Annotated in this window: 20 protein-coding genes; 16 read left to right on the top strand and 4 right to left on the bottom strand. The window is 52.4% G+C overall.

Translation table 11 applies throughout. The features are described 5' to 3' along the window. Positions 1–90: 90 nt before the first annotated feature. Positions 91–2,154, bottom strand: a complete 2,064-nt coding sequence (fusA, locus tag HFN16_RS17680) for an elongation factor G (protein WP_168891998.1) — start codon at positions 2,152–2,154, stop codon at positions 91–93. 262 nt (positions 2,155–2,416) lie between these two features. On the opposite strand from fusA, the gene HFN16_RS17685 reads away from it, so the two are divergent. The 12 genes from HFN16_RS17685 (at position 2,417) to tsaB (ending at position 14,179) form a co-directional block, all read left to right on the top strand. Next, positions 2,417–3,379: a ParB/RepB/Spo0J family partition protein gene (locus tag HFN16_RS17685; protein ID WP_168891999.1), complete on the top strand. Its 963-nt coding sequence runs from the start codon at positions 2,417–2,419 to the stop codon at positions 3,377–3,379. Further along, positions 3,372–4,490, top strand: coding sequence for a spore photoproduct lyase family protein (locus HFN16_RS17690; RefSeq protein WP_168892000.1), 1,119 nt, complete (start codon positions 3,372–3,374; stop codon positions 4,488–4,490). The genes HFN16_RS17685 and HFN16_RS17690 overlap by 8 nt, the downstream gene beginning before the upstream one ends. A 6-nt stretch (positions 4,491–4,496) precedes the next feature. Continuing rightward, positions 4,497–6,158: a glycosyltransferase gene (locus HFN16_RS17695; protein ID WP_168892001.1), complete on the top strand. Its 1,662-nt coding sequence runs from the start codon at positions 4,497–4,499 to the stop codon at positions 6,156–6,158. Positions 6,159–6,320: 162 nt separating this feature from the next. Then, positions 6,321–7,103 (top strand): 30S ribosomal protein S2, encoded by a 783-nt coding sequence (rpsB, locus tag HFN16_RS17700; protein ID WP_168892002.1) that lies wholly within the window; start codon positions 6,321–6,323, stop codon positions 7,101–7,103. A 25-nt stretch (positions 7,104–7,128) separates the two neighbouring features. Continuing rightward, positions 7,129–7,959, top strand: a complete 831-nt coding sequence (tsf, locus tag HFN16_RS17705; protein WP_168892003.1) for a translation elongation factor Ts — start codon at positions 7,129–7,131, stop codon at positions 7,957–7,959. A 185-nt stretch (positions 7,960–8,144) separates the two neighbouring features. Further along, complete coding sequence (gene pyrH / locus HFN16_RS17710) at positions 8,145–8,867, top strand: UMP kinase (RefSeq protein ID WP_168892004.1); 723 nt, start codon at positions 8,145–8,147, stop codon at positions 8,865–8,867. A gap of 1 nt (position 8,868) precedes the next feature. Next, positions 8,869–9,423 carry a ribosome recycling factor gene (gene frr, locus HFN16_RS17715; protein ID WP_168892005.1) on the top strand — a complete coding sequence of 185 codons (555 nt, stop codon included), beginning with the start codon at positions 8,869–8,871 and terminating at the stop codon, positions 9,421–9,423. Then, on the top strand, positions 9,423–10,142 hold the full coding sequence (locus HFN16_RS17720) for an isoprenyl transferase (protein WP_168892006.1): 720 nt from the start codon (positions 9,423–9,425) through the stop codon (positions 10,140–10,142). Before frr ends, HFN16_RS17720 begins: the two co-directional genes overlap by 1 nt. A gap of 93 nt (positions 10,143–10,235) precedes the next feature. Further along, positions 10,236–11,039, top strand: coding sequence for a phosphatidate cytidylyltransferase (locus HFN16_RS17725; protein WP_168892007.1), 804 nt, complete (start codon positions 10,236–10,238; stop codon positions 11,037–11,039). 13 nt (positions 11,040–11,052) lie between these two features. After that, positions 11,053–12,255 carry a 1-deoxy-D-xylulose-5-phosphate reductoisomerase gene (locus HFN16_RS17730; RefSeq protein ID WP_168892008.1) on the top strand — a complete coding sequence of 401 codons (1,203 nt, stop codon included), beginning with the start codon at positions 11,053–11,055 and terminating at the stop codon, positions 12,253–12,255. A 93-nt stretch (positions 12,256–12,348) separates the two neighbouring features. Further along, positions 12,349–13,413, top strand: coding sequence for an RIP metalloprotease RseP (gene rseP, locus HFN16_RS17735; RefSeq protein ID WP_168892009.1), 1,065 nt, complete (start codon positions 12,349–12,351; stop codon positions 13,411–13,413). Then, complete coding sequence (gene tsaB / locus HFN16_RS17740) at positions 13,388–14,179, top strand: tRNA (adenosine(37)-N6)-threonylcarbamoyltransferase complex dimerization subunit type 1 TsaB (RefSeq protein ID WP_168892010.1); 792 nt, start codon at positions 13,388–13,390, stop codon at positions 14,177–14,179. Before rseP ends, tsaB begins: the two co-directional genes overlap by 26 nt. A 218-nt stretch (positions 14,180–14,397) precedes the next feature. Here tsaB and dnaA read toward each other — a convergent pair whose 3' ends face one another. From dnaA to HFN16_RS17755, 3 genes are all read right to left on the bottom strand, one after another. After that, positions 14,398–15,765 carry a chromosomal replication initiator protein DnaA gene (gene dnaA / locus HFN16_RS17745; RefSeq protein WP_168892423.1) on the bottom strand — a complete coding sequence of 456 codons (1,368 nt, stop codon included), beginning with the start codon at positions 15,763–15,765 and terminating at the stop codon, positions 14,398–14,400. A 610-nt stretch (positions 15,766–16,375) separates the two neighbouring features. Further along, positions 16,376–17,110 (bottom strand): FAD-dependent thymidylate synthase, encoded by a 735-nt coding sequence (gene thyX / locus HFN16_RS17750; protein ID WP_168892011.1) that lies wholly within the window; start codon positions 17,108–17,110, stop codon positions 16,376–16,378. Between the two features lie 105 nt (positions 17,111–17,215). Continuing rightward, entirely contained in the window at positions 17,216–17,743 is a 528-nt protein-coding gene (locus HFN16_RS17755) for a hypothetical protein (RefSeq protein WP_168892012.1), read from the bottom strand. 91 nt (positions 17,744–17,834) lie between these two features. Between HFN16_RS17755 and HFN16_RS17760 the strand changes: the two genes are divergently transcribed. The 4 genes from HFN16_RS17760 to HFN16_RS17775 all read left to right on the top strand — a co-directional run bounded on the left by HFN16_RS17760 (position 17,835) and on the right by HFN16_RS17775 (position 22,679). Continuing rightward, positions 17,835–18,806, top strand: coding sequence for a zinc dependent phospholipase C family protein (locus HFN16_RS17760; protein ID WP_168892013.1), 972 nt, complete (start codon positions 17,835–17,837; stop codon positions 18,804–18,806). An 82-nt stretch (positions 18,807–18,888) separates the two neighbouring features. After that, positions 18,889–19,665, top strand: coding sequence for an AsmA family protein (locus tag HFN16_RS17765; protein WP_168892014.1), 777 nt, complete (start codon positions 18,889–18,891; stop codon positions 19,663–19,665). A 144-nt stretch (positions 19,666–19,809) separates the two neighbouring features. Continuing rightward, the gene (locus tag HFN16_RS17770) at positions 19,810–21,495 is read left to right on the top strand and encodes a glycosyltransferase (RefSeq protein ID WP_168892015.1); all 1,686 of its coding nucleotides are present in this window, start codon (positions 19,810–19,812) and stop codon (positions 21,493–21,495) included. 296 nt (positions 21,496–21,791) lie between these two features. Further along, entirely contained in the window at positions 21,792–22,679 is an 888-nt protein-coding gene (locus HFN16_RS17775; protein ID WP_168892016.1) for a flagellin, read from the top strand. Positions 22,680–22,690 lie beyond the last annotated feature (11 nt).

Genomic DNA, 22,690 nt, shown 5'->3' on the forward strand with positions numbered 1-22,690 from the left:
ATCAGGGCATGAAACAAGGGAATCGGTATGGAAAAAGAAAAAGGGCGACGGAAATCCCGTCGCCCTTCGCTTCTATTTTACTAAACCTGCTTAGTCTGCTTCTCTGGCAGTCTTATAAGCATCGATAACCTTCTGTGCTTCCTGGGGCGGGCACTCTTCGTAGGCAGCGAATTCCATGAAGAATGTACCCTGACCACCAGTCATGGAGTTCAGGTCCGGAGCATACTTGAGCATTTCGGACATGGGCACGTGAGCCTTCACTTCTGTCAGCCCAGCCTGGGAGTCAGAGCCCAACACCTTACCACGCCGGGAGGACAGGTCGCCGATAACGTCACCCATGAAGGCATCGGGCACCGCGACGGTCACCAGCATGACGGGCTCAAGGAGAGCCATCTGTGCTTTCTCGGCGGCCTTTTTGAATGCCAGAGAACCGGCAACCTTGAACGCCATTTCCGAGGAGTCAACGTTGTGATAGCTGCCGTCGTACAAAGTGATCTCAAAATCGATGACCGGATACCCTGCGAGCACGCCGCGGGCAGCGGTTTCCTGGATACCCTTATCGACAGCCGGGATGAACTGACGCGGGATGGAACCACCGACGATCTTGTCGATGAACTCATAACCATCGCCGGAAGTCCGGGGAGTAACGTTGATCCAGCAATCGCCGAACTGACCGCGTCCACCAGACTGTTTCTTATGACGGCCCTGAATTTCGTTGGCAGGAGACTTGAAGGTTTCACGGTACGGAACCTTAGGCGTCTTCAGCACGATATCAGCCTTATAGCGGCGCTTGGCTTTTTCAACAGATATCTCGATATGGTTCTGGCCCATACCGGAGAGAAGGATGTCACCGGACTCTTCGTCGCGAGACAGAGTCAGAGTGATATCTTCATCAAGCAACTTGGCAACTGCAGCGTAGACCTTATCTTCGTCGCCCTTCTCGGCCGGAGCCAGCGCAAAGGTAATAAGCTGAGGAGCCTTTTCGGGCTTAACCAGTTTAAAATCGTCCTTCTCAGCCACAAGGGTCTCGCCGGTCTTGGTATTCTTCAGTTTGGCCAGCGTCACGATGGAGCCAGGCCCCATAGCAGTCTTGCTCTGAGCGGACTCCTTACCCGTGGTCAACAGCAACTGACCAACACGCTCTTTCTCGCCGTTGGAAGCGTTGAGCAGATGGGAATCAGGATTAAGTTCGCCAGACAGGACGCGAACAATTGTCAGCTGACCAGCAAACGGGTCTGCAAGGGTTTTGAAAACAAAGCAGGACAGGGGCTCGTCGGGAGAACTGGCGCGCTCGCCCTCTTCGCCTTCCCATGCTGGATGCTCCAGCGGGCTAGGCATCAGATTCTGCACACTATCGAGAATCATCTGGCCGCCCTGGTTGTTCAAGGCTGCGGCAACGACCACCGGAACCAGCTCGCCAGAAGCGACACCGGCCTTGAGGCCCTGAGTAATCTGCTCGGGGGTCAGTTCGCCTTCCTCAAAATAGATCTCCATAAGATCTTCGTCAGACTCGGCGATATTTTCGACCATGGTTTCGCGAATAGTTTCGACTTCGTCAACAATATCAGCTGGAATCTCGCCCTCGGATACGGCGTTGTCTTCACCGAACATCAAGGCCTTGCCAGACAGCATGTCCACGACGCCCTTGAAGTCTTCCTTGGAACCGATGGGATAGTACAGAAGAGCCGGACGAGCGCCGAGTGCTTCGGAAATGCCGTTGAAGGCGGTATCGAAGTCCGCACGGTCGCGGTCCATTTTATTAATGACGATCATGGAAGGCAGGCTCATGCCCTGAATCTGAGCCCATACCTTGCGGGTCAGCGGCTTGACGCCGTCGACGGCGTCGATGACCAGCACGGCGCCATCCGCAGCCTTGAGGCTGTAGGAAAGATCGCCAGCGAAATTGGAGTCACCGGGAGTATCTATGAGAAAGTGATCATTCTTTTTCCATTTGTAGCTGGCAAAGCCAGGCTGAATAGAACCGCGACGCTTGATTTCCTCGGGCTCATAATCGAGGACGGTATTGCCGTCTTCGACCTTCCCGAGGCGGTTTACAACGCCAGCGTTAAAAAGAAGCATCTCGGCCACAGTGGTCTTGCCGCTGCCGCCGTGACCGACGAGTGCGTATGTTCTCTGGTTTTTCAGGTCAGGCATTCTCATACTCCAGTGTATTTATTGGTTCTTTCCTGATATCAGGCCTGCCTCAAACCTTGTGCGATACACGCCACTTGGTTTTTGACAGATTTAGTCCTATAGGAAGACCAACGCGAAAATGTCAAGTGGGGTAAGCAGAATTAGTCGGTTACTTATCAAGCTGAAATTACTTGATTTTCATAAGACGAACATTCGCACTTTTGACATAAGTTAAAAATTACAAATAGTTACAACAAATATCCATATATTCCAGGAGCGCACTTTGCAGCTTTCAAATGACGTAATTCTGATCGCCCCCGAAACGGTCAAAGCCGAGGCCAAACATCTGTTCTGGACATGCAATCCAGATGAATCGCTGATGAAATCCATCAATGAATTCGGACAGACTACACCGATTCTGGTGAGCGAAACGGGCGGAGAATACGAACTCGTCGCAGGACATGCCCGACTGGCCGCACTCAAAGACATGGGGCTACCTGTGCTGGCGCGTCTGGTCCAAGAGGCCAACGAGCTCGACAAAGGCCTTCTCTATCTTGCTGACAATGAACACCGCACCGTGGACGACGGAATGCGCCTGACCGCCCTGCGCTACTTTGCTTCACAAGTAGACAACAAGACACTGAAGCAGGACATTCTGCCCCGTCTTTGTGTTAAGCCCAAGAGCAAGGATGCCAAGCTCCTTCTCGGCTGGATGACGATGCCGGAGAATTGGCAGGGGCACTTGGCCGCTGGCAATGTTCCTCTTGCCGCCGGCTCGACTCTTGGCCGCATGGATGAAGCTGATCTGAACGCCCTTGAGCCTCTGTTCTCCCGCTTCTCTTGGTCCCGCTCCAATGCAGTAAACACCATCAATTGGCTTTTTGAGACCAGCAAGATGAACAACCAGTCCATTGAGTCGACAATTCAAGACGCAGGACTAAACGAGATCCTTAGTCAGGGCTTATCTCCCAAAGACGCCATCGCAAGGCTCACTGTTGCCGCAAAAGCTATTCGCTATCCTGAAATATCCAAACTCCAAGACACATTCAGCAAAGCCACAAGTGAGCTGACCACTGGCACACGCTGGCGCATGAACCAGCCCAACAACTTTGAGACTGGTGGCGCAGAGCTGACCATTCAGGTCAAAGATGCCAAACAACTGGCTGCTGCTGTCAAAGACCTTGAGGCTATGGCTGGCATGTCCACTTGGGAAACGCTCTGGAAGTTGGGAGAACAGGATGACTAAACCTGTAGAATTGCCCCACCATCTGCGCAAAATCGCCCATGTATTCGTGGACGAATCCATGCAGGATTCACTCATGGCCAATCGCGTGCGGGAGCGCCTTGCCGGAACCACACACGAAAATATTCCTTGGACTGTAGTCCCGCCTGAGCAAGACCGTATTGAATTTGATAAAGGAGACGATCAGGCTCTCTACCTGAAAGAATACAAAGGCAAATTCCTGCGATTCTGCCCTGGAACGCGAGCCTATCACTGCTGCGGCTACCGCATCATCCACATTGGCGAAAACTGCCCCATGCGGTGTTCCTACTGCATTCTCCAAGCCTATTTTCAAGATCGCGTCTTGAAGATCTGGGCGAATCAAAACGACCTGTTCTCCGAACTTGCAAATGGATTCGGAGCCGATCCGAACACCAGATACCGGGTGGGAACTGGAGAGTTCACAGACTCCTTGGCTCTCGAGCACCTGACAGGCTATAGCCACGACCTCGTGGGTTTTCTCAACGACTTTGACAACGTGGTGCTGGAACTGAAATCCAAGGTCGTGGACCTCACATGGATGAATGCCGCTAAACGCACTGACCGCGTACTTCCTGCATGGTCGATGAACGCCCCCTTCGTCAATGAACACGAAGAGTTCGATGTATCCACACTGCGCGAACGTCTGGAAGCAGCACGCACCTGCGCCGAGGCCGGATTCCGGGTCTGTCTGCATTTCGATCCCATCATCCACTACCCCGGCTGGAAAGAGGGATACGCAGAAACCATCGACATGATCTTCGACTATGTAAAGCCGGAGCAGATCGCATACATGTCCTTGGGCTCGTTCCGCTGCATGCCGCAGCTCAATCCGATTATTGCGGACAACTTCCCGGACACCAGTTACATATATAATGAATTTGTTCCCGGCCTGGACGGCAAGGCACGACTTCTACGTCCCTTACGCGTTGAACAATTCAAATTCATGGTTGACCGCCTCCGTAGCCATGGCATGGATAAGCAACTGTATTTCTGCATGGAATCAACCGAGGTGTGGAACGAAGTTTTCGGATACGCTCCCAAAGACTTTGGCGGCCTTGGCAAACGCCTCATGGAACAGGCTTTCAACGATTAACAGGTAATGAAATCCCCTCTGAGTTCCGATACTACTATTGAATACAAACCAGACGCAAACATGATGCAAGCCAGTTACATTCCGACAGATCGTTTTGAAGAGCTCGATCACATAGATCTCGATGGCGTTTTTAACGTCCTCGAAATCTATTGTGACAACCTTCTGCCCGACCTGGAGGCATGCCTTGTCTTTTTGTTGCGAATTCTGCGTGACAAGGAAGCTGCGTCCCACCCGAAAACTCTGGAATGGATAACGGGCTTGGTCCGCAAGGCCATCGCCCTCGGACCATTCCATAAGCAGGCGCTTGATCTGGCCCAACGACTGACAGGCGATATGACCATCGACGCACGACTCGAGCGCATGGCATATTTCGACCTTGATCCACAGCTACTCGACTTCAGATCCGTCATGAATGATCCAGCAATGATGCGTCGCAAACGAATCTTGCTGACGGATGTTCTGGATCGAATGTCCGCCCATGTCATTGCGGCATCCCAGCTTCTTCAGTTGGAATATTATGCTGGCAACAACCACCCTGAATGGCTTGAAAATTTCAATCCACCCAAGTTTTTTCAGGAGGAATGGAAGCAACGGACATTCTTACACTATGCCGGACTGGGAGACGTTGAACGCGCCATGAAACTCTGGCCAGAAATTGCTTCCCAGCCGATCAGTGAAATCCAACTTAATCTTGCAGCTGAACTCCATGCAAAATCGGGCGATACGGAGCAGGCACTGGCACTGTATGAAAGATCTCTTGCGATTGATCCGCGACAGAAACCTGTACGGCTGCGCATAGAGGAACTCAGGCACCCCAGCCCGGTCAATGCCTCCTTGCTGGATAAGCATTCAGTAACCATCTGCCTGTACTCATGGAACAAAGCAGACGATCTACAAAAAACGTTTGAGAGCCTGGCGCAAACCAATATTGGACCGGCTAAAATCAGAGTCTTGCTCAATGGATGCACAGACCACAGTGCTGAGGTCGTCGAAAGAGCCAGAGCGTTGTTTCCAGACAACGACTTCGACGTAGTAACTCTCCCAATCAATGTAGGCGCACCCGCCGCACGCAACTGGTTGGGGGCTCTGCCGGAAGTTCGTCAAAGTGATTTCGTGGCCTATGTCGATGATGACGTGGAACTGCCAAGCGATTGGCTGGTCCGTTATTTATCTGTAATGAATACTCATCCGGACACTTCAGTCGTAGGAGGCAAAGTTGTCTTTGGCTCCGAACCCCGAATGATCCAGTATCTGCATCGACGCTTCTCTGTGGTCTACCCCGGCATGATCAAACTGACCGACCAATGCCAGATCGCCCAAATGGATTTCGGCCAATACGATTATATATGCGAAACCGACACCGTCATGGGATGCTGTCATCTGCTTCGTATAGCTCACATGCCAGACGGCCCGAATTTCGACATCCGATACTCTCCTTCGCAAATCGACGACATCGCACATGACCTTAAGCTTCGTGTCGATGGAGGGAAAATACGATACTGCGGATTGGTTCGATGTATCCATCACCAAAATACCGGTGGTGGTTTCAAACGAAAAATGACAAGTGCGCAGCTTGGTCAAGTGATCGGAAACGACATGAAACTGACCGCGTATCTGCAGCAGCACAGTGACCGAATCAAGACGCTGATGAACGAAGCCGAAAGATGACAAGTTGAAAAAACCACCCTTTTCCCCCTTGCCAATCATATAATGATGGGGTAAGTACCCCCGACTTTAATTCACACATCCCGCCCATAACTCCGGGTGGCTCGTGATGGCACGAGCTCCTAAATGGAACCGCGGGATGGACGAAAAACCCAGGAGATTATCATGGCTTACGTAACTATGAAGCAGATGCTGGAAACCGGCGTCCACTTCGGCCACCAGACCCGCCGTTGGAACCCCAAAATGCGCCCCTACATCTTCGGCGCCCGCAACGGCATCCACATCATGGACCTGCAGCAGACCGTCAAGATGTTTGCTACCGCCCATGACTTCATCGTAGACACCGTCGCCAAGGGCGGCAAAGTGCTCTTCATCGGCACCAAGCGTCAGGCTCAGGAAGCTGTTGCTCAGGAAGCTGAGCGCGCTGGCATGCCTTTCGTCACCCACCGCTGGATGGGCGGCACCCTGACCAACTTCCAGACCATCAAGCGCTCCATCGATCGCCTCAAGAACCTTGAGCAGATGTTCGAAGACGGTTCCATCTCCCGCTACACCAAGAAGGAAGCAGTGGGCATGAACCGTGAAGTCAAGAAGCTGAATCTGGCTCTTGGCGGCATCAAGGATCTGGGCGGCGCACCTAAAGCAGCTTTCGTTATCGATCCCAAGCGCGAACACATCGCCGTTCAGGAATGCCGCAAGCTCGGTATCCCCGTTGTCGCTGTCGTCGACTCCAACTGCGATCCCGATCTGGTCGATTACATCATCCCCGGTAACGATGACGCTATCCGCGCCATCAAGCTGTTCGCCACCCACATGGCTGACGCCTGCATCGAAGGCGGCGCCATGCAGAAGGACTACGCAGCCAAGGCTGCCGAGGAAGCTAAAGCCCCTAAGGCCGCAGCTCCCGCTGAAGAAGCCCCGAAAACCGAAGAAAAGGCTGAGGCCTAGTCTCTAGCCCCTAGGAGTAAGTATAATGGGTATCACCGCATCTCAGGTTAAAGAACTGCGCGAAAAGACCGGCGCTGGCATGATGGATTGCAAAAAGGCACTGGTTGAGTCCGGTGGCGACGAAGAAAAAGCAATCATGTACCTCCGCGAGAAGGGCCTGTCCAAGGCTGCCAAGAAGGCTGGCCGCGCCACTTCCGAAGGTCTCGTAACCCCCTACGTCTCCGAAGACGGCAAGACCGCTGTCATCTCCGAGCTTCTCTGCGAAACCGACTTCGTTGCCAAGGGCGACGACTTCAAGTCCTTCGCTGCTGCTCTGTCTGAGAAGATCGCTGGTCTGGACGTCACTGCCGGTGCAGCTGAAGATCTGCCCGCAGAAGTTGCCGACGTTACCGACCTGATCGCCAAGCTCGGCGAGAACATGGGTGTTGGCCGCTTCGCCAAGATCACCACCGATGGCGTTCTGGGCCTTTACTCCCACTCCAATAACAAGCTCTCCGCTATCGTTGAGCTCAAGGGTTCCGACGACGTAGAGCTGGCCAAAGACATCGCCATGCACGTCGCTGCCATGAATCCCTCCTGCATCACCTCTGATGAGCTGCCCCAGGATATCCTGGAGAAGGAAAAGGCTCTCTACCTGAAGCAGGCCATGGACGAAGGCAAGCCCGAGAACATTGCTGAGAAGATCGTCATGGGTCGTCTCAACAAGTACTTCTCTGAAGTCTGCCTCGTTAACCAGGCATTCATCAAAGAAGACAAGAAGTCCGTTAAGGACATCCTCGGCGGCGCCGAGGTCGCAAGCTTCCAGCGCATCGCCCTCGGCGAAGGCGCGAAAGCGGAAGAAAGCGACGAAGACTAAATAAAAGGAAAACGGGCCGCACGGCCCGTTTTTTTTGACTGCTATACAGGCTGTCGTGAAAGGGGCGAGTGCGGACGCGATGAAAATATCATCGCCACGAAGCAATCGCCCCTTTATCGGCAGCCTGAAACATGCTATCGCCTTTGGGCGAGTTCATACCAATACCAACAACACACGAGGTACATATGGGCAAAGCACGGTACAGCCGAGTATTACTGAAACTCAGCGGCGAAGCTCTCGCCGGTGAGAAGCAGTTCGGCATTGATCCCGAAGCTATCGACCAATTCGCAAAAGAGATCGCCGAAGTTGCAGCCACAGGCCTGCAGATGGCTCTCGTCATCGGCGGCGGCAACATCTTCCGCGGCATGGCTGCAAGCGCCAAGGGCATGGATCGTGCTCAGGGCGACTACATGGGCATGCTGGCCACGGTCATGAACGCACTGGCTGTCCAGGATGCACTGGAAAAAAATGGCTGCGATACCCGCGTCATGACTGCCCTCAACATGGCCGAAGTGGCAGAACCTTATATCCGTCGCCGCGCCCTGCGCCACATGGATAAGGGCCGCGTGGTCATCTGTGCAGCCGGTACCGGCAACCCCTATTTCACCACCGACTCTGGCGCCGCCCTCCGCGCGTTGGAACTCAAGTGCGACGCCATCTTCAAGGCCACCAAGGTCGACGGCGTGTACGACAAAGATCCCGCCAAGTTCGACGATGCCGTGAAGTACGAGACCGTTTCCTACATCGAAACCCTGGAAAAGCGTCTCGGGGTTATGGACTCCACTGCCATTTCCATGGCACGAGACAACGAACTGCCCATCGTGGTGTTCAACCTCTATGAAGAAGGCAACATCCGCAGGGCAGCCAACGGCGATAACATTGGAACGACTGTTCAAGGAGGAGACTAATATGCAAGCTCTGATTGATGATGGAAAACAACGCATGAACGGCGCAATTGCCGCTCTCAACAAGGAATTTGATAAGCTGCGCACCGGTCGCGCTAGCACTGCTCTGGTGGATAATATCGTAGTGGACTACTACGGCACCCCCACTCCGGTCAGCCAGCTCGCCTCTGTCTCCGTCCCGGATCCCAAAACCCTGACAATCCAGCCTTGGGACAAGGGCGCTTTCGCAGCGGTTGAGAAAGCCATTCTGGCTTCCGACCTCGGCCTGACCCCCAATAACGATGGTAGCGTTATCCGCATCACCATCCCGGCTCTGACCGAAGAACGTCGCAAGGAACTCGTCAAGGTTGCCAAGAAGTACACTGAGGACTGCAAAATCGCTATCCGCAACGTACGTCGCGACCTGAATGACCAGCTGAAATCCATGGAAAAAGAAAAGGAAATCAGCGAAGACGAAAGAAAGAAAGGTGAGGGCGACGTGCAGAAGCTGACCGACGATTTCGTCAAGCAGGCTGACACTGCCGCTGCTGCCAAGGAAAAGGAAATCCTCGCAATCTAATGCCTGAATTGAATATCCCTGCCCACATTGCCATCATCATGGATGGCAATGGGCGGTGGGCGAAACAGCGCGGGCTGCCTCGGACCGAAGGCCACAAGGCCGGAACTGAGACAGCCCGCGCCGTCGTCACTCGCTGCCGCGAACTGGGCGTCAAGCACCTGACCCTGTACACCTTTTCCAAGGAAAACTGGTCTCGCCCCGAATCTGAAGTCAAGACGCTGTTCAAGCTACTGACGACTTTCCTTACGCGAGAAGAAAAGAGCCTCAAGGAACAGGGAATTCGCCTCAAGGTACTGGGTGAAATCGACGATATGCCTATGGCTGTTCGCCAAGTACTGAAGCACGTCATGCGTCAGACAAAGAACTGCACGGACATGACTCTCAACCTCGCGCTCAACTATTCGGGACGCGATGAGATTCTGCGCGCCACCAAGGCCCTTGTTGCTAAGGGGATTTCCGTAGACGAGATCACCGAGGAAGCGTTTGCGGCAGAACTGTGGACCGGAGGTCAGCCGGACCCGGATCTGATCATACGCACCAGCGGAGAACTTCGACTGTCCAACTACCTGCTCTTCCAGTGCGCATACTCCGAATTCTATTTCACCGACATCTTCTGGCCAGACTTCTCGTCTGAAGAGTTGGAAAAAGCCATCGCAGTACTTGGCAATCGCCAGCGCCGTTTCGGCAAGACCGGCGACCAGTTGGATAACGGCGAATAGTCCATCCAGCGTATTGCCCCGGCGGTGTAAATAGCGTAGAGAAGTTACACTCGTACATTACACGTTATAATAACCAACCCGCTGAAAATATATATGGATATTTCCCAACACCAAAAAAGGATCGCAACAGCCGCTGCACTCGCAGTCATCCCTGCCCTCGCACTGATTTTTCAGGGCTGGGTGCTGTTTACGGTCCTCGCCTTGTTCTGCTGTTTCACCCTCTGGGAATTCTACGACCTCTTCCGCTCTCATCAGGGAATCAAGACGGTCAAAAGCCTTGGCACCGCATTCACCTTCCTCTTGCTTGGAGCATTTACCACCGGTGACCTGTTCTATCCGGCAGTAGTGTTGTTCTTCGCCTTCTGGACCGCAGCGTTCATTTTCCTGTACCGATATAGTACAGATCTGACCGCTTCCTTTGTCCAGGCTATGATCTTTCTGACAGGCCTCATTTACATCCCTATCAATTTCCATTTCTTTCTGAATTTCAATCGGTGGGAATGTGTGTTGGTTATCGGCGCAGCCGCTGTTTCCGACACAGCAGCTTTCTACGCTGGCACCATGTGGGGCAACAAGAAAATCTGGCCCAAAGTCAGTCCGAAAAAATCATGGGCAGGCAGCATTGGCGGGCTTACGGCCTGCACAGTACTGACTACAGTCTACGGCCTCACTTTTGGTCACGCCGCACTGTGGCAATGGGTGCTTCTTGGTGCAGCCTTGAACGTGGCAGCACAGATGGGCGATTTCTTCGAATCAGCTCTCAAGCGCTCTCTGGACGTCAAGGACTCAAGTCACATCCTGCCCGGCCATGGCGGCTTCCTGGACCGCGTGGATTCCATGCTGCTGGTAGTTCCCCTCTACGGCCTGCTGTCCACACTCCATCCGTTCTTCAAATAACCCCGGCGATTCCGTGAAGACCTATATCTCACCATGGCCTGAAAATGCCACTCTGCCTGATTTCCCTCGCTCCATCTGTATTCTCGGAGCCACAGGATCCATTGGCGACAGCGCACTCAAGGTTATCCGCAAACATCCGGAGATGTTCACCGTAACCTCTCTTGCGGGGGGACGGAATGCCAAGAAACTGGCTGAACTCTGTATCGAATTCCAGCCGCCCTATGTTGGTGTGCTTAATGAACAGGTGAAGAACGACTTCATCGCGCATTTGCCTTGCGGCTATACGCCGGAAATCCTCACAGGTCCCGAAGGATACTGCGAACTGGCAGCAATGGATGGCGTAGACCTCGTGCTTTCAAGCATTGTAGGTGCCGCTGGTTTCCTGCCCACGTTAGCAGCTGCCAAGACAGGCAAGATGATCGGACTGGCCAACAAGGAATCGCTGGTCCTTGGCGGGCATATTATCCGTGAAGCGTGCCAACAGTCCGGTGCCACCATCCTTCCTGTCGACTCCGAGCACAACGCCTTGTTCCAAGGATTGGCAGGACACGACAGCGACACGGACCTCAAGCGTCTTATCCTCACCGCATCCGGTGGCCCTTTTCGTGGTAAAGACATCGAATTTCTCAAAACGGTCACTCGTGACCAGGCTCTTGCCCACCCCAACTGGGACATGGGGGCCAAAATCTCCATCGACTCCGCTACCCTCATGAACAAGGGACTGGAAGTCATTGAGGCTTGCCATCTGTATGGCCTGCCCGTTGAAATGGTGGATGTGGTTGTGCATCCGCAGTCCATCATCCACTCTCTGGTGGAATATGTTGATGGTTCACAACTGGCTCACCTTGGAAACCCTGACATGCAGGTTCCCATCGCCCACTGCCTCTGCTTCCCCAAGCGTGTCGAAGTGGATGTGCCTCAGCTCAATCTCGCTCAAGTGGGTAATCTAACTTTCGAGGAACCCGATCTCACAGCTTTCCCCTGTCTCCGTCTTGCACGCGAGGCATACGACGCTGGTCCGAGTCACCCTATTGTGCTCAATGCCGTCAACGAGATCGCTGTCGCCGCGTTCCTCAAAGAGGAAATCCGCTATCTGGATATCCCTGCCATGATCGAGGCAGCTCTTGACCGTCACACCGCTGTGGACGTATCCACACCAGAGGCAGTGCTGGAACTGGATCGCATGGCGCGAGACGAAGCTGCCGCCCACCTCTAGGCAAATTATTTATAAGTGCCTAGCCAAATAGGAATGAATGCTTATACTGTTCGTTGTCGCGCATTACAAAACAGCGTGACATAAGAGGACAACATGCTCACAAGTGCTATCGCAATTATCCTGGCCCTTGGCGGCCTGATTTTCTTTCACGAACTCGGCCATTTTGCCGTTGCTCGCATGTTCCGCATGGGAGTGAAAGCCTTTTCTCTCGGGTTTGGACCCAAGCTAGCAGGCTTCACCTCTGGTAAAACCGACTATAAACTCTCGCTGGTTCCTCTGGGCGGCTATGTCGCTCTGGCAGGCGAAACCGGAGAAGAGGAAGATGACGACGAGTTTGAAGAACACGAACTCTTTTCCAACCGCCCCGCATGGCAGCGCATGTGCGTTGTAGCGGCCGGACCGTTCTTCAACTTTGTCCTTGCGTTCATCATTTACTGGTTCCTCGCGCTGGCACAGGGCCAAGGCGTCATTCTCCCCACAGTGGGCGGTGTCATGGCCGACTCCCCTGCTGCTGCCGCAGGTTTCCAGCTTGAAGATCGCGTCCTCTCCATCGACGGCACTCCCATCGACTCCTGGAGTGACATGGTCACGACCATTCGTGACAATGGTGACCGCAACCTTGAGTTCAAGGTACTGCGCGGCGAAGAACAGCTTACGCTGAACGTGACCCCAAAGGTCAATACGGTGAAAAACCTGTTTGGCGAAGAGGTCACAGTCCCCATGGTTGGCATCAGTCAGGGTGGCAAAATTGAATACCACCCCGTTGATGGACTGGGCGCAATGATCGCGCTGGAGCACACCTGGAACATGTCCAAGGTCGTCGTCAAAGGATTTGTCTCCATTATTGAACGACTCATTCCCGTTGATCAGATTGGTGGTCCCATCATGCTGGCTCAGATGGTCCACAGCAGTGCCCAATCAGGCATTTTCGACTTGCTGGCAATGGTGGCGGTTATCTCCATTAACCTCGCCATCATCAACCTGCTGCCCATCCCTGTCCTTGACGGCGGACATATTTTATTTTGTGGTCTGGAGATCATCTTCAGACGTCCCTTAAGCGAGAAGTGGAAGGCGCTGGCCATGCGTTTTGGCATCATGCTCCTCCTCATGCTCATGGCACTGGCGATATTCAATGACTTCCGAAGAATCCTCTCCTAAGGCTCCCGGCCTCATCCTCGCCATGGGCGGGGCTGAAGAACGCTTGCAGATCGTACTGGGCAAGCCTGAAGGCGACAGCTATCGCATGCTCGCCTCCCGTGAATGGAACGTCCCTGGCGAATCCAATCGTTTTCTGACGCCCGGCCTCAAAGACATGCTCGACAGCTTCGGTTTGTCCATGTCTGACATCGACCGTGTGGCCTGCGTGCGTGGTCCTGGCAGCTTCACAGGCCTACGCCTCGTTCTTGCTGCCGCCGAAGGCTTGGCTGCTGGATGTGGCGCCAAGCTCGCTGGTATTGACCATCTTCGCTACCTCGCTTCAGGTCCGGCGCAGATTACCAACGGCATCCTGCATGTAGTCACCTACGCCCGTCGAGGCATTGTCTACATTCAGTCCTTCAACGTGCCGTCAATGCGTGAGGCTCAACCGCTTACTTACCTACCCGTAGAAGAGGCTGTAGAGCGCATTAAAGCCATCAGCGACACGGCAATGATCATGGGCAGCGGCCTGCGCAAAAACATTGATTATTTCCAAAATCTCGCAGAAACCAATCAAGGATTCACCCTTCTTCCCAAAGCATGGGACACTCCGTCTCCAGAAGTGCTCCTTGAAGCGGCTGTTGCTGCTGATTATTCGGAGGATTCCATCGAGCCTTGTTACGTGCGCGCCTCAGATGCAGAAGACAACCTTCCTTTCATTGCCAAAAAACGTGGCCTTGATCCGGAGAAAGCGAAGCAGAGACTCAAAGAACTGCAACAGTCGTAAATCTTAATCCTATCTCGAAATAATAATTGGCCGGGACTTCCTCACTCAGGGAAATCTCGGCCAACTTCATTATTCGCTACAGCCCAGACTGTGGAGCCCAAATAACAAAGAAAAATGCCCTGCCAGTTCACGCGACCAGCAGGGCAAAAAATGTGTCCCCGGGAACCGCTTTATCATGTGACTGATGCGTCGCGGCCCCGGGGAAACATGTGGGGGGCTTAAGGAGTGAGCCGTTCCGCAGTCTTCTCGATCTGACGCCCAAGCGGGGTCTGCTGAGATATTTCGCGTTCGACCTTGGTAATACCTTTCAACACGGTGGAGTGACGGCGATTGAGTTTCTCACCGATTGCCTTGAGAGACAGGTCCGTGTGCTTGCGGGCGAGGTAGAAAGCGGTATTGCGGGCCAAAACGATCTGGCGCTTACGGCTCTTGGATTTGAGCTCGTCCTCAGAGAGGGAGTAGCTCTTGCAGATAAATTCCATAATGTGACCGAAATCCGGTGCTGCATTGGGAACAGCATAGTTGTCGAGCACTTCCCAGGCCAAGTCCATGGTCACGGCGCGGTTGAGCAAACGAGCCTTGAGGACAAGGTTATTGAGGCAGCTCTCAAGCTGACGGATATCGGTAGTGATACGCTCCGCCAGAAGGTCTGTCACTTCGACCGGCACGGCCACCTGAAGCCTCCGAGCCTTTTCGAGCACGATACGGCGACGGGTTTCCATATCCGGACGATTGATGTGAGCCAGGAAACCTGAACAGAACCGGGACACCAAACGATTATCGATGCCGGAAAATTCTTTGGGCAGGAAGGAACTGGTAAGAACCACTTTGCAGCCACGGTCACGAAGTGCATTCATGGTACAAAGGAGTTCTTCCTGCATCTTCTCCTTACCTTGGAAGAAATGGACGTCTTCAAGCAGGAGAACATCGAGATTCTCACGGAACTGTGTTTTGAACTGATCGATCTGACGGCCCTTGATGGCAAGCACCATGCGGGTGGCAAAATCTTCAGAAGAGAGACAAGCTACGCGGAGATTATTTCGATTGGAGACCTTGCAGAGCTGCTGTCCTACGGAGTGCAGGAGATGGGTCTTGCCAAGCCCGGGACCAGAACTCAGGAAAAGGTGATCCGAAGCAAATGCAGTATTGCTGATGGACTTGCTTGCAGCGAGAGCTAGTTCGTTACTGGGACCGACAACAAAGTCATCGAAGGAAAACCGCCAATTCTGGACCGGGATCGGTTTGGGCGCATTAACGATGGGCAGACCTATTTCCTTGGCCTGCACACGTTCGCCCAACGGTTTGCTACGAACTGGCTTCTTGATTACCGGAGCCACGCTCTTCTTTTCTACATTAGCCACTACGGTGATCTTGGGTTCATTACCCAACACCTGAGCCGCAGTTTCCTTGATTACCTGGAGCAGACGGTCGCGTACCCAGTTGGCTACAAAGTCGTTGGGTGCACAAATGGTCAGTTTATTACCTTCGACCGTACCGCGCAGCGGTTTGATCCATACGGTATAAACACCGGGGTTGAGGCTCTTCTCTAGCGAGCGGAGGATTTGCTTCCAGGCAGTATTCGTCATGTTGTCGGTGATAGTGGAATGTTTAGTAGGGGACAATTCTCGTATTCCAATCGTATTCATAAAGAGGGACTTAGGTTATCTACAACCCAGCGATTGTTTAACCATTTGTTTTAAATGATTTTTTTCAAAAAACCCGATGAGCCAACGGTTCCCGGCGAAACCCTAATGAAACAACGGCGTGACAAGGCTTCCCGCCTTTTGTCTTTCATGAACGAAGTAGACTTTTCCACATCTGGTGAAATAGTTTTACACAGTCTAAATTTTATAATTCGAGAAAAAGCTCAAAATTTCATTATTTTTCTTTTTCCCAAGATTTTTTTTCTCAAGTACAATTTCACAGTTTTTCAGTCGATCTGGCCTCGACATAAAGATAAACGCTCGAAATAACTAAGAATATAAAAGTAAAAACAATTATCACTAAGAAACACGTGTTCTAATTCACTTTGCAAGATCGGCGCAATCCCTTGATTCCCAAGGGTTCGCAAGGGACCACCATTTTTGAACACAAACAACACACCGAAATAACACGCATAAAGGCACCTGACACTCAGGATCAAAGCATCATGCGGGTTCCGGCGACTAGGGATTTCTCCCGACCTGTTGGAAAAATTTAACTGATTTTTTCGCGAGTAGGATACTTGCCACAGGCGAATTTCGGCGATTCCGGGCAGAATCCGAGCTGTTCGCAGCGAGCGCCGCCCTTGGTAAAGAGCGCGGGCAGCTTTTCCTTGCAAATCTCAAGCATGGCGTCGGCCACAGCACGAACCTCCCACTGCGCTCTGTTACAGCAACGCAAATGAAAGAAGTGATGCAAGGAACGACAGTTCATCGTCATAACAATCTTGGTCTCCGCGGCCTGAGGCAGCACGAAGCGAGCATCCTCATTGGCCTTGGACTTACGCCCATGGTCCACCAAAATCTGACGAAGATCACTATAGGCGGACTGCACTTCTCCCATGAACTGCTCAAACCGCTCCCGAGCCTCGGGGATCTTGGCGATCGCAGGCGGCAGGATGTAGTCCATGTCATTTTCAGCGACGTAACGCTGACTCTGCTGGGAGTACGATGCAAGACGATGACGCACAATCTGATGAGAACAAGCTCGGGAAATCCCTTCAATGGCAAACGTAAAGGACACATGCTCAACGGGGCTGTCGTGCCCAGACTCCATGGTCTTGCTGACAAAGTCCGCCTGGACCTCTGGATCGACCTCGCCCGACAGGAGCTTAGGCCACATATCGGCCACAAATCCGGCGTGATAACACTGACGGAAAGCGGCGTAGATGAGGGACAAAGCATCCGGTGTCATGGCCATGAATTCGACCCTGAGATTCTTTTGCGGCATCAGCAAAGCTCCATAAAAATGATGTTGTGTCGTTTGGGATTCATTGTTTAGCGCAAAGCCTATTGCATGTCACTGCTTGACATGCATTTACATGAGAAAAAACTCCTAAAAGGCAATTTTTTCCATTGCATCTTCGGCCATCTCCTCAGTGGGTTTGGCAGCCTGCAAAATAAAATGAAGCGCACCATAAAACATTGGCTCCATCACGGCCAGACGAGCAGAAAGGTCACGCCACAATTGCTCACGGTCCTCTACCCCATCTCGCTCAGCCACACGCTGTGAAAGGGTGTTGGAATCAGCCATCAAATAGAAGCTTTTTCCGGCACCATGAATAAGAGGCTGAACGTTTTGATCTTCCACCAAAACATCTTCAAGGACGACAATCTTACCACTCCCTTTCAGAGCTTCAACAGCTTCATCCACTTCAGCAGGTACGATTAACTCCTGTCCAGTCTTCTCCTTGAGAAGAGTACCAAGCTCTATCTTGCCACAGCCTGGTAACCCCATGAGAATGATGTTGCCCGTATTATTCCAAGAGTCAGCATAGTCTTCACGCTTCTCCCCTTTGGAAAAACTTTTCGCAACTTCAGGCTCCTGCACGTCGTACTGCTCATTGATGAGATATTTTACCATGATGTATTCCTTAATAATATGAAGTCTTCCTTTGCGAGGCGCACATTATCAAGTAAGGTGATGAAAGCGCAACCAGCAAGGAAGATTTCCAGTGCCCAAAGATCTAATCCACTTCACTATCGCGGAAAAAACAGCGGCCCGACTCAAGGATACCCGCTTCGCTCACTGCTTCAGCAAACTACACGCCCTGCTACTCGGCTCGGTTTTCCATGACGCGCTATTCTATGCAGCCATGCCGAAGACCATGCCGCTGGAGAAATTGGCTCATGCTCTTCATGGGTCCGAAGCCCAAGATACATTCGAACTACTCCGAATGCAGGCGCGGCATGCAGCCCAAGCCAAAGACAAGACACTCCCCGCAGCTCTATTGGTAGGTATGGCCTCTCATATTTTTGCCGATGTCACCATGCATCCTCTGGTCTGGTATTTCACCGGCGACTATTACGCAGATGATGCAACCGCCAAATCCATGAGCCGACAGCATCATCGCGCATTGGAATCCCTTATGGATATGGTGGCATGCCCGGGAAAACTCGGACGCTCGAACTACAGACTCCAAGTATTACTCCGTCGATGTCCCGATCTCATAACAAAAGGACTTCCTGTCGCGAACCTTGCTCGCGCCGCCAAAGTGAATACGGAAGATGCACAGAATGGGATCGCAACAGCTTGGAGAATCTATGCATCCTTCCAGGCCCTTTATCCTCGTCCCATGCTTGCTCGCATCCTGTATTCCCTCCGCCGATCCCTGCCCCGTGTAGGCGCAGAGTTGGCAATGCTCTTTTATGCTCCACAACTCCTGCGCCAGGCAGATCGTCTCCGCGGGGAGATCTCTTTCACTCATCCAGTTACCGGAGCAAAAAGAAAAGCATCATTGGATACACTGATGAATGAAGCCGCTGATCATGCCGCAGCCCTTTGCCGCAATCTTGAAGCGACAGTGTTTGACAACGCTCCACTACAGCTCGACAGACCAGGGCCATCCATGGATACGGGGCTTGTTGGCATCTCAACCAAGGGTATGAGACACTTCGCAGAGCCTCCTTTCCCGTCACTTGACTGATTTATTTCACAAACCCCATTGCCCTGACGCTCCAAGTAGCCTATTCTTCCAAAGATCAAACCACGTTCCCATAGGAGTTCACATGAAAAAATATCTGCTTATCGGCCTTGGCGTTCTCGTTGTCGGCATCGCTGCCGCCCTTATTATCGGCGTTTCCAATCTCGGCCCCATCATCAAAACAGCCACGGAGAAATTTGGCCCTCAAATCACCAAAACCGAAGTAAAACTAGGCTCGGCAGATGTTTCCATCTTCTCCGGCGCAGTCTCCCTGGATGATTTCCTGCTTGGTAACCCCAAGGGTTTCTCTATGCCCAGCGCAGTTGAGTGCGACAAAATCAGCGTCAAGCTCGACACCGATTCCCTGACCACAGACACCATCGTTATCAATGAAATCTACGTGGACGGTCCTGTTATTTCCTATGAGAAGAAAGGCAACACTGACAACTTCAAAACCATCGTCAACAACATCAAGAAGACCGTAGCCAGTGAGAAGAAAGCAGATAAGAAGCAAGATTCTGCTGCCACTGAAGAGACCGGTGCTGAAAAGAAGATCGTAATTGAAAACTTCATCGTCAAAAATGGTAAGATCAACATGGGCGGTTCATTGCTGAAGGCCTTTGGCGACGATGGTGTTGGCATCTCCCTCCCCGATATCCACCTCAAAGATATCGGTAAGGACAAAGAGACCTCTCCGGCTGAAGCCTTTGCCATTATCCTTGGAGAGATGACCGGCGACGTAACCGGCACCGTCACACAGGTCAGCAAGCAGCTTCAGGAACAGCTCGGCAAGGCTGTGGACGGCGTCAGCGAGGGCGCCGGCAAAGTCGGTGACACCATCAAAGGACTGTTTGGCGACTAGCCACTTCCACACATGCAATCACTGGCCGCATCATTTTCATGGTGCGGCCTTTTTTGTTGGAACAAAGGAGATCACTCCCCTCATCATTACATTAATATATAGAGACTTGCCCCGGACAGGTGGAATGCAGTACATGGTGTAACCATGAGCCGCCCGCAATATACAGCTGAAGCCCTCACCGAACAGGGTAGAATCATTGACATCCGCATCCATATCAATGGCAAGACATGGCATCTATGGGGCCGCAACGGTGAAGCGCGTGAAGACGCACTCATTGAGACCGTCCCAAGGGACACCCTGCCGGTATTGCTTGGCTCGGGCCTCGGCCATTGCCTGCGCACTCTCGTCTCGGAAGGACAGCCCGTAGCCGTAGTTGATGCAGAAACAACCATCACAGAACTTACGGGATTACGTAAGGAGTTTGGCTCGCACCCAGATGTTCTGTGGCTGGATCACGACGATCCGCAGCAAACCATCAACACATTGACGCAATGGCAGTCCGACCATGGTGGCATGAAGTTCACCCCGGTAGCTCTACCACTCTATTTGCGACTCAACCGCCCATATTATGGGACTGTGGCCGATACTCTGAAAGCCAACGCTACAACAGATTTCTGGAGCATGGCGAGATATCCAAAGTTCCAATCGAACTCACCCCGCGTATTATTCATTGATTCCAGCTATTTCCTCTGCGGCGAAATCCTTTCCGCGCTGCAACAGCTCGACATTGAGCATCGAACCATCACACTCGACCAGACCGGCATAGGCAGTAATGAGTTCGTTGAGGGCCTACTTAAGATTATGGTGGACTTCCGCCCCGACTTTGTCCTTACGGTCAATCATTTCGGCCTCGATCGCGAAGGGGTTCTTGCCGAACTCCTCGATCGACTCCAGCTCCCACTTGCATCCTGGTTCGTGGATAACCCTCACCTTATCTTGCACCAGTACGATCACCCCGGCACGGCCAATACGGCGATATTCACTTACGATGCTGGCAATCTCGATCAGATGCGCGAAAAGGGTTTTGATCACGTCTATTATCTGCCACTGGCAACGGATCCGGAACGTTTTCACCCCACCTCCGGCACAACAATTCCCAGCCAATGGAAAAGCGACGTCTCTTTTGTTGGCAACTCCATGACTGCAGCTGTTGCCAACAGTCTGGCCGCCTCAGGTCTCCCTCTTCCCTGGCACACAGAGTATGAAGCCATCGCCAAAGAATTTCAGCAGTCAGGGTATCTCAGTATCTATGAATATCTTAAAGACAAGCAACCAACATGGTCTGCGATTCTGGACGGTCTTCCCACTCGTGAAAACAAACTCGGACTTGAATCCCTGATCACATGGGAAGCTACCCGCCAATATCGCCTCTCATGCGTACGACAATTGTTACCGTTGTCCCCCCTCATTGTAGGCGATGATGGATGGAAGGATCTGCTTGCAGACAACAAGAATTGGCGGCATCTGGGCAACCTTGATTACTACGAAGACCTGCCCCACTTCTATCCGGCATCCAAAATCAACTTCAACTGCACAAGCAGACAGATGCCCGGCGCCGTAAACCAACGCGTATTCGACGTTCCCGCTTGTGGAGCATTCCTCCTGACCGACTATCGAGAGCAAATGGAATCTCTCTTTGAACCGGAAACCGAAGTGGCTGTATACAATGAACCTGAAGAAATCCCTGAACGGATTAAATTCTTCCTCAAAAATGAAAATCAAAGAAAAAAAATAATCAAAGCGGCGCGTGCTCGAATCCTTTCAGAGCACACCTATGTCATCAGACTGCAACGCATCCTGAGCACCATGAAAAGCACTTTCGGCAATTAGTTTATTGATTTTATCTTAATAAAAATAAAGCATTAGAACACACAGAAAAACACAACTTAACAACCCCGGCGAGTGCAAAATCTGCAATTCGGCGGGGTTTTCTCATGCTAAATTTTCCTTAATAAACATCTTATCCCCCTTGTATTGCGAACAAAAAAAATCGTTCACAAGACCTAAAGTTTTTCACGCATAGGACGATGAAGCAGGCAACAAGTGAGAGATTTCTCCGGAAAACCCAACCTTCGGAGAGTTAAGATCTCAGGCATGGAAGCCGCAACAATTTCAAGGAGGAAATTATGGCTCTGGTTATTAACAACAACTTGATGGCAATGAATGCCTCGCGCAACTTGGCATCCTCGTTTGGAGCTCTGGAAACGTCTACTCGTCGTCTTTCTTCAGGTCTTCGTGTCGGCACCGCCGCGGATGATGCTGCTGGTTTGGCCATTCGCGAATTGATGCGCGCCGACATTACCGCCCTGAACCAGGGTGTGCGTAACGCTAACGACGCTATCTCCCTCATTCAGACGGCAGATGGCGCACTCGGCGTTATCGATGAAAAGTTGATCCGCATGAAGGAACTGGCAATGCAGGCCTCCACGGGTACCTACAACTCTGACCAGCGTCTGATCATCGACTCCGAGTATCAGGCAATGGCTTCGGAAATCACCCGTATCGCCAACTCCACTGACTTCAACGGCATCAACCTGCTCAACGGTAACCTGTCCGGCGCAACCCACAACGGTGCTGGTCTTAAGTCCACCGGTAAGCTGAAGGTCCACTTCGGTACTGGTAACGACTCCTCGGAAGACTACTACTACATCCAGATCGACAACTCGACCGCTTCTGCTCTCGGTGTCGGCCTTAGCTCCGGTACTGGCGCAGGCGCCTCCATTTCCACCCAGCAGCTGGCTCAGCAGTCCCTGGACGCCCTGGATAAGGCAATCGTCTCCAAGGATAAGATCCGCGCTAACCTGGGTGCTCTCCAGAACCGTCTGGAAAACACCGTAACCGTCCTCGAAATCCAGGCCGAAAACGTACAGGCTGCGGAATCCCGTATCTCTGACGTCGACGTGGCAACTGAGATGACCGAGTTCGTCCGGAACCAGATCAAGACCCAGGCAGCAGTCTCCATGCTGTCCCAGGCAAACAGCCTGCCGAGAATGGCTCTGTCCCTCATCGGTTAGTCTTGATCCAA

Origin of the sequence: Pseudodesulfovibrio sp. zrk46 (genome assembly GCF_012516435.1) — a bacterium.
Classification (GTDB): Bacteria; Desulfobacterota; Desulfovibrionia; order Desulfovibrionales; family Desulfovibrionaceae; genus Pseudodesulfovibrio.